Source organism: Bacteroidota bacterium (genome assembly GCA_016213405.1).
GTDB lineage: Bacteria > Bacteroidota > Bacteroidia > Palsa-948 > Palsa-948 > Palsa-948.
Map to the genome: position 1 here is coordinate 1 of JACRAM010000072.1, position 7750 is coordinate 7750.

Genomic DNA, 7750 nt, shown 5'->3' on the forward strand with positions numbered 1-7750 from the left:
GCCACCTGCTGTTTGCACTAATTTGATCAGCGGCTTGAGGGCAGATTTCTGAACGCTTTGCTCGTCTCCGATAATTCCTAAATCCTTGCCGATGGTATCGGTGTAGTTAGGATGGTTTTTTATCTGCTGCACTATTTCGCGCGTGCGCGGCTCAATGCCCGGCAGTATGCCGGCAGGAGGCGCAGCCACCGCAGGCACAACCGGAGCAGGGCTGGATGGAGTGCCCAAAGGTCCGTCATGCAACAGGTTTTTGTAACTCACCCGTTCTTCTTTTTCGGTGAGGAACAGGTTGGACTGGTCTAACCAGTAATCAAAATTCAGATAATCGGCATTCACCGATGCCAATTGAGCAGCCGTAAGCCCGAAGGTGGATGCATAGGAGGGCAGTTTAAGATTCAGGTTTTTTAAAAATTGCCTGATTTTTTCGTCCTCAGTCGGATAATACTTTCCTTTTGCCATTTTGGTTGGTTTTAGTTGTTTATTTATGAATTGTTAAAATTTCGCATGTTTCTGCCATAGAGGATGCCTCCACTGCCATAGAGGATGCCTCCACTGCCACAGAGGATGCCTCCACTGCCATAGAGGAGGACTCCACTGCCATAGAGGATGCCTCCACTGCCACAGAGGATGCCTCCACTGCCATAGAGGAGGACTCCACTGCCATAGAGGAGGACTCCACTGCCATAGAGGAGGACTCCACTGCCACAGAGGATGCCTCCACTGCCACAGAGGATGCCTCCACTGCCATAGAGGATGCCTCCACTGCCATAGAGGAGGACTCCACTGCCACAGAGGATGCCTCCACTGCCATAGAGGAGGACTGAACTATGGCAGAAAAAATTTCGCATGGCGCGAAGCGCGCCACCGCGAAATTTTTTTTTGCTTCTAATAAATACGAGAAAGAGAGAGAGAGAGGTAACTTCTCAATAAAGGGCAGTGGGAGCGATTGGGAGCGTATTACATACATTATCTTTTTTTAACTAGGGCGGGGTATGTTCTTTTTGATTACATAGCAAATGTAAACAAGATTTTGAACGGGCAAAATTTATTTTTGGGGTGGGTTTTTTGAATACGTAAGAAACATTACCGGATTTGCGAAACAAATTTCCCCGCTTCTCCCCCATTCTCCAGATGCTTAATGAAGGCGGAACCAATGATGGCTCCATGGGCGTATTGGCATGCTGTTGAAAAACTTTGCCTGTCTGAAATTCCGAAACCAATCATCAAAGGATTTTTGAGATTCATGTTTTTAATGCGTGAGAAATATTTCAATGTTTCTGCCCCCTTCCCTTGGCGCCTTGCTCCATGGCGCGTATTGGCGCCATCGGGAAGGGTTGGCTTGCCCCAATCAGAGCATCGGGGGGATGGGCATCCCGTTGTGCTTGAAGATGAAACCATGTAAATAAATCCATCCGAATTGTCATCAATCATTCTGATTCTTTTTTCTGATGTATGAGGAGTAATGAGAAAAATAGTTGAAAGATTGTATTTTTGAAAAATGGGTTTATAATCACTCAGATATTCATCCATGGGCAAATCGGGCAAAATCACTCCGCTGATTCCAACTTCACTTGCACGCTTGCAGAAATTCTCCACACCGAATTGCAATACAGGATTAAGATACCCCATAAGAATCATTGGCACTTTTGACTTTTGACTTTTGACTTTTGACTTTTCAAGTTGCTCGAAAAGCAACTTAAGCGTCATTCCGTTCTTCAGCGCCACTTCATTTGAATGTTGAATGACAGGTCCGTCAGCAAGCGGGTCAGAAAAGGGTATTCCAATTTCAATCATATCTGCTCCTGATTGAACAAGTTCCTCCAAAATAATATTCGTGTCTTCAAGATTAGGAAATCCTGCTGTAAAATAAATGGAAAGCAGCCCCCTCCTGCTCCCCACAAGGGGGAGAGAAAACAATTCAGTGATTTTATTTTTTTGCAAGTGTTTTAATTTTCTCCCTTCCCTTGGCGCCTTGCTCCATGGCGCGTATTGGCGCCATTGGGAAGGGTTGGGGATGGGTTATTCATGTTCTTAATGTAGATTGCCATATCCTTATCTCCTCTTCCTGAAAGATTCACAACAACCGTTTCATTTTCTTTTGCATTCAATTTTTCTAAATGTGCGAGGGCATGCGCACTTTCAAGTGCGGGAATGATACCTTCTAATTTCGCAAGAAGATAGGCAGCCTGTAACGCTTCATCATCCGTTGCCGAAACAAATTTTGATCTTCCGGTCTTAAAGAGATTCGCGTGAATTGGTCCCACACCGGGATAATCCAAACCTGCAGAAATGGAATACGGCTCGATGATCTGTCCATCATCCGTTTGCATCAGCATTGTTTTGCTTCCGTGAATGATTCCCGGCTTTCCTAAAACCATTGTAGCAGCAGAATGTCCGCTGTTGATTCCTTTTCCAGCCGCTTCCACCGCAATCAGTTTTACTTTTTCATCGTCAAGAAAATTATAAAACGCACCGGCCGCATTGCTTCCTCCGCCAACGCATGCAATCACATAATCAGGATTTTTTTTCAACTGCTCCTTTATCTCTTTTGAAATCACACTTTGAAAACGCGCCACCATATCCGGATATGGATGTGGTCCAACCACAGAACCGATTATATAATGCGTATCAACAGGGTTATTTATCCAGTCGCGGATGGCTTCGTTGGTGGCATCTTTCAACGTTTTACTTCCGCTTTTTGCAGGAACAACTTTTGCTCCGAGCATTTTCATGCGCGCTACGTTAGGCGCTTGCCTTTCAATATCAACTTCGCCCATATAAACAATGCATTCTAATCCCTTCAGCGCACATACAGTAGCAGTCGCAACACCGTGCTGCCCCGCTCCTGTTTCAGCAATGATTCTGGTTTTGCCTAGATGTTTTGCTATTAAAATCTGCCCAAGAGTATTATTTATTTTGTGTGCGCCTGTATGAAGTAAGTCTTCCCGTTTGAGAAAGATATTTGTTTTGTATCGTTCTGATAAACGTTTTGCAAAATATAAAGGAGTCGGTCTGCCAGCGTAATTACGAAGTAAGTCCTGAAACTCTGTTTGAAACTTATCCGAAGAAATTATTTTGAGATAATTCTCCCTGAGCTCTTCCACATTCGGGAAAAGCATTTCGGGAATGTAGGCTCCTCCAAAACTGCCGTAGCAGCCCTTTTCATTTACCTGATAGCTCATCTTTCAATATTTTTAATTTATTGCTGTCTTTTAGCCCTGGCTCTATTTCAAATTTTGAATTCACATCAATTGCAAAAGGGCAGAGTTCGCCAACATTTATAGAATCAATTCCACCGCTGAGAAAATAGGGTTTTGATAATTTATAGTACTTCAAAATATTTCTATCAAACCTATTTCCGCTGCCACCATATTCATTCGACTTAGTGTCAAAGAGAAAATAGTCGCAGCAATTTTCATATTCCATCAAAATAGAAAAATCAAATTGATCATCAATGCCAAATGCTTTGATTACTCTAACATCCAAAATTTCAAAAGTTTTAAAAACTTTTGAAGTTTGTTCAGGCGATTCATCTCCATGCAATTGAACAAAGTCAAGACTGTGTTTCTTTACTTGCTCAAAAATGTTTTCAATCGAATCATTTACAAACACGCCTACTTTTTTTATTTTGGATAACATCTCAGGCATCGTAAAATCTTCTCCGACAAATCGTTTTGACTTTGGATAAAAAATAAATCCCATGAAGTCAGGAGATAAGTTTGCAACATCCCTGATATTATCGGCATATTTCATTCCACAGATTTTGAGCTTCATTTGTATTCTTTTACTTCTTTGATAAAATTTGCACAAGCTATCTCAGGATTTTTATCTTTCATGAAGGTTTCTCCTATAAGAAATCCTTTAAAACCAACTTTCTTCAGTTCATGAACTGTTTTTGCCGAATCAATTCCGCTTTCAGAAACTTTAATGAAATCCTTAGGAATAGATTCAGCAAGGAGAAATGATTGATTTACGTTTACAGAAAAATCACTCAGATTGCGGTTATTCACTCCTATACAATCCACCAGCACATTCACTGATTTCAGTTCGGACTTATTCCTTATTTCCAACAACACTTCCATGCCAAGAAATTTAGCAGTAGTCGCAAACTGTTTTATTTCCATTGCCGATAATACATTTGCCAAAAGAAGGATAACATCTGCACCAATTGATTTTGCTTCAATGATCTGGTATTCATCCACGATAAAATCTTTTCGGAGAATAGGAATATTATTTTGTTTCCTTGCTGAGATTATATCTTCATTCTTTCCTCCGAAAAATTCTGTATCAGTTAAAATACTCAACGCGCTTGCGCCCGCTTTTGCATAACCAGAAGTTGTTTGCTCAACAAGCACTTCTTTATTAATAATTCCTTTTGAAGGAGACGTGCGTTTGTACTCAGCTATGATTCCTGTTTTTTCATCATTGAGCAATGCTTTTTTCAACGATACAACAGGATAAGTAAAATAAGCCGACTTCTCTAATTCCACAACAGAAAAAAAAGATTTTCTATCTTCCACTTCTTTCTTTTTGTGTGCTACTATTTTTTCAAGGATGTTCATTGGTTAATTAATTAATACTGGTTAGTTTTTTATATACTGACAATGCGTTTTTACTTTCAAGGGATTCTTTTGCTTTCGCAATGCAATCAATCAAAGATATATTCTTCATAACGCAATTAATCGCTATTGCCGCATTCGCAATTACAACTTCGTTCTGTGCTTTGGTTCCATCTCCGTTAAGAATCTTCAAAAACAACTGCGCAGCCTCATCGATATTGTTTCCGCCAAACAGATCTCCTTCTCTGACGGCATTCATTCCCAATTGATCTGGTTCAATAATTTGTTCTGTGTTTCTTGAGATTATTTTGAAATTTCCTGTTAATGAAATCTCATCATAACCATCAAACGAATGTATGATGGAATATTCATGTGATGTTTCCTGCAAGAGATAATTATACAAACGCATAATTTCAAGATTATAAGTGCCAACTAGCATGTATTTCGGACGGCAGGGATTTACTATAGGTCCAAGAAGATTAAAAAAAGTTCGAACACCAAGTTCCTTGCGGGCAGGTGCTACTGTTTTCATAGCAGGATGAAACAGCGGTGCGTGCATGAAACATACTCCGGCATCGTTGACTTGTTTATTAAGAAGCGAAACGTTATTCGTAAACTTTATTCCGATCTTTTCCAGCAAGTTGGATGAACCGCTCACCGAACTCACTCCGTAATTTCCGTGCTTGGTAACTTTTATTCCAGCTCCCGCCACAACAAAACAAGACAGCGTGGAAATATTAAAGGTATTTTTTCCGTCACCGCCCGTTCCCACAATATCAATCGTTTCGTTCGTATCAAATTGAACAGGAAGGCAAAGTTCAAGCAATGCATCTCGGAATCCAGCCAGCTCCTCCACAGAAATATTGCGCATCAGGTACACCGACATGAATGCCGCCACACTGCTCAAGTTGTATTCGCTCTTACCAATGCCAATTAAAATTTGTTTCGCTTGCTCGCGCGAAAGAATTTTGTGTTCAAATAATATGTTTAATACTTCTTTCATCCTTGCACCCAGTTTGAGATTATATCCTGTCCGTGTTCGGTTAAAACGCTTTCTGGATGAAACTGCACTCCGCGCACATCAAATTTTTTATGACGAAGCCCCATCACTAATCCGTTTTCATCCTTGCATGTCACTTCAAGTTCAGCAGGGAAATTTTTCTCATCCACCACCCAGGAATGATAGCGTCCTGCTTTGAATTTTTTCGGAAGCCCTTTAAATAAAATATCTTCTTTCACAATTTCCATTTCAGTTGCCAAGCCGTGATAAACCGAATCAAGATTTTTCAATTTACCTCCGAAAACCACACCGATTGCCTGCTGCCCAAGACAAACTCCAAGAATGCTTTTCTTCGGAGCATATTCTTTTATCACTTCCATTAAAAGTCCTGCTTCGCTTGGCAAACCAGGTCCTGGCGAGAGAAGAATTTTATCGTACTTGCCAATTTCCTTTAAAGAAATTTTATCGTTGCGAAAAACATCAACAGCAGCACCGCACTGCTCAAGATACTGAACAAGATTGTAAGTAAACGAATCGTAATTATCAAAAACCAGAATATTCATATTGTTTGATTTGTCATTCTTAGCGAAGCGAAGAATCTCATCGTGAGATTCCTCACTGTGTTCGGAATGACAGCATTTATATTTTTTCTGCCATTATTACTGCCTGTTTTAGCGCTGTCAGTTTATTATTCACTTCCTGCAATTCATTTTCTTCTTTGGATGCTATGACTACTCCCGCTCCTGCGCGGTAAAATAATTTATTGTTCTTACTCAGGAACGAACGGATGATGATGGCATGATTGAAATCTCCGTTGAAGCCGATAAAACCGATAGCGCCTCCGTAATATCCACGTGAATCGTTCTCACAGGAATCAATTATCAGCATCGCTTTTACTTTTGGAGCACCGCTTAGCGTTCCTGCTGGAAATGTATCAGCAAAAACACGAAGCGAGTTTGACCTCTTCAATTTCCCTGTCACTTTTGAAACCAAATGGATAACATGAGAATAAAATTGAGTTTCAGCAAACACTTCCACTTTCACATCGGAGCAATTGCGGCTCAGATCATTTCTTGCAAGGTCAACCAACATCACATGCTCAGAAGTTTCTTTTTTATCCTGCTTTAGTTTTTCTGCCAATTCATTATCTATTTTATCATCCCCAGTTCTGCGAAAAGTTCCCGCAATGGGGTGTATCTGCGCTACATTATTTTTTACAACCAGCTGCGCCTCAGGCGATGAGCCGAAGATTCGGAAGCTTCCGTAATCAAAATAAAAAAGATAAGGCGAAGGATTGATCGAGCGGAGTGCACGATACACATTAAACTCATCGCCTCTGAACTTCTGCATGAACTCTCGCGACAAAACAATCTGGAACAAATTTCCTTTTTTGCATTCTTCCTTTCCTTTGTGAATCATTGCCGTGTATTCTGAATCGGTCAGGTTAGAATTTTCGTTTCCTTCCGACATGAATTCAAATTGAGCGACACTCCGGTTATTGATAATGGTTTCAATGGAATCAATATCAGATTTTTCCCCTTCCAAAGTGTTTTCAAACAAATACAATTCTTCCTTGAAATGATTAATTGCAATTACAAACCGATATACTGAATACATCATGTCGGGGATTTCCTTCTCTGTATTCTTAGTTAGATTTAGTTTCACATCTTCAAAATATCTGACCGAATCATAAGTAGTGTAGCCGAACAAACCGTTGACAGAAAATTTAGAATCCGATTTATCAACTTCAAATTTTTCAGAGAATTCTTTCAAAGAATCAGAAACCTGAAATTGCTTTTCAACTTTTACCAAATCGGTTTTTTTATCGGGAAAGGAAAGATGGATAAGATCATTCTGCACCTTGAAGGTAGCAATCGGCTCGCAGCATATAAAAGAATAGCTGTTCTCGTTTCCGTGATAATCCGAACTCTCGAGCAAAAGGCAATTCTGAAATTTATCCCGGAGCTTCAGGTAAATACCAACAGGCGTATAGGTATCCGCCAGAAGTTTTTTTTGTTTGGTATGTAATTTATACGCCATTAATTTCACAGATAATTAAAGTAGGAAGCGAAGGTACAAAGTAACTTCGCCACCTCTCACACCACTGTACATGCTTAGACGCATACAGCGGTTTCATAAAGTTTTAATCGTTTGTAGTTTGCCGATAAACTGTAGTAACCTTCTTTTGCAA

General features: G+C 40.3%; 9 protein-coding genes. All 9 read right to left on the reverse strand.

The features are described 5' to 3' along the window. Positions 1 to 459: hypothetical protein (locus HY841_09505; protein MBI4930985.1), on the reverse strand; the 459-nt coding region annotated here is incomplete at its 3' end. Between the two features lie 19 nt (positions 460 to 478). Further along, positions 479 to 865 carry a hypothetical protein gene (locus HY841_09510; GenBank protein MBI4930986.1) on the reverse strand — a complete coding sequence of 129 codons (387 nt, stop codon included), beginning with the start codon at positions 863 to 865 and terminating at the stop codon, positions 479 to 481. A gap of 218 nt (positions 866 to 1083) precedes the next feature. After that, positions 1084 to 1881, reverse strand: a complete 798-nt coding sequence (gene trpA / locus HY841_09515; protein ID MBI4930987.1) for a tryptophan synthase subunit alpha — start codon at positions 1879 to 1881, stop codon at positions 1084 to 1086. A gap of 65 nt (positions 1882 to 1946) precedes the next feature. Beyond that, positions 1947 to 3182, reverse strand: a complete 1236-nt coding sequence (gene trpB, locus HY841_09520; GenBank protein ID MBI4930988.1) for a tryptophan synthase subunit beta — start codon at positions 3180 to 3182, stop codon at positions 1947 to 1949. Beyond that, positions 3163 to 3774, reverse strand: a complete 612-nt coding sequence (locus tag HY841_09525) for a phosphoribosylanthranilate isomerase (protein MBI4930989.1) — start codon at positions 3772 to 3774, stop codon at positions 3163 to 3165. The genes trpB and HY841_09525 overlap by 20 nt, the downstream gene beginning before the upstream one ends. Next, a complete protein-coding gene (gene trpC, locus HY841_09530) occupies positions 3771 to 4562 on the reverse strand; it encodes an indole-3-glycerol phosphate synthase TrpC (protein MBI4930990.1) in 792 nt (263 codons plus the stop codon). Before trpC ends, HY841_09525 begins: the two co-directional genes overlap by 4 nt. A 7-nt stretch (positions 4563 to 4569) precedes the next feature. Beyond that, positions 4570 to 5562, reverse strand: a complete 993-nt coding sequence (gene trpD / locus HY841_09535; GenBank protein ID MBI4930991.1) for an anthranilate phosphoribosyltransferase — start codon at positions 5560 to 5562, stop codon at positions 4570 to 4572. Next, positions 5559 to 6122, reverse strand: coding sequence for an aminodeoxychorismate/anthranilate synthase component II (locus HY841_09540; GenBank protein MBI4930992.1), 564 nt, complete (start codon positions 6120 to 6122; stop codon positions 5559 to 5561). The genes trpD and HY841_09540 overlap by 4 nt, the downstream gene beginning before the upstream one ends. Before the next feature lie 76 nt (positions 6123 to 6198). Beyond that, positions 6199 to 7599 carry an anthranilate synthase component I family protein gene (locus HY841_09545; GenBank protein MBI4930993.1) on the reverse strand — a complete coding sequence of 467 codons (1401 nt, stop codon included), beginning with the start codon at positions 7597 to 7599 and terminating at the stop codon, positions 6199 to 6201. Positions 7600 to 7750 lie beyond the last annotated feature (151 nt).

Bases quoted from the DNA above. Each gene is read 5' to 3' on its own strand.
- HY841_09525 (MBI4930989.1), bottom strand. From the start codon at position 3,774: ATGAAGCTCAAAATCTGTGGAATGAAATATGCCGATAATATCAGGGAT.
- trpD (MBI4930991.1), bottom strand. From the start codon at position 5,562: ATGAAAGAAGTATTAAACATATTATTTGAACACAAAATTCTTTCGCGC.
- trpB (MBI4930988.1), bottom strand. From the start codon at position 3,182: ATGAGCTATCAGGTAAATGAAAAGGGCTGCTACGGCAGTTTTGGAGGA.
- HY841_09540 (MBI4930992.1), bottom strand. From the start codon at position 6,122: ATGAATATTCTGGTTTTTGATAATTACGATTCGTTTACTTACAATCTT.
- HY841_09545 (MBI4930993.1), bottom strand. From the start codon at position 7,599: ATGGCGTATAAATTACATACCAAACAAAAAAAACTTCTGGCGGATACC.
- trpC (MBI4930990.1), bottom strand. From the start codon at position 4,562: ATGAACATCCTTGAAAAAATAGTAGCACACAAAAAGAAAGAAGTGGAA.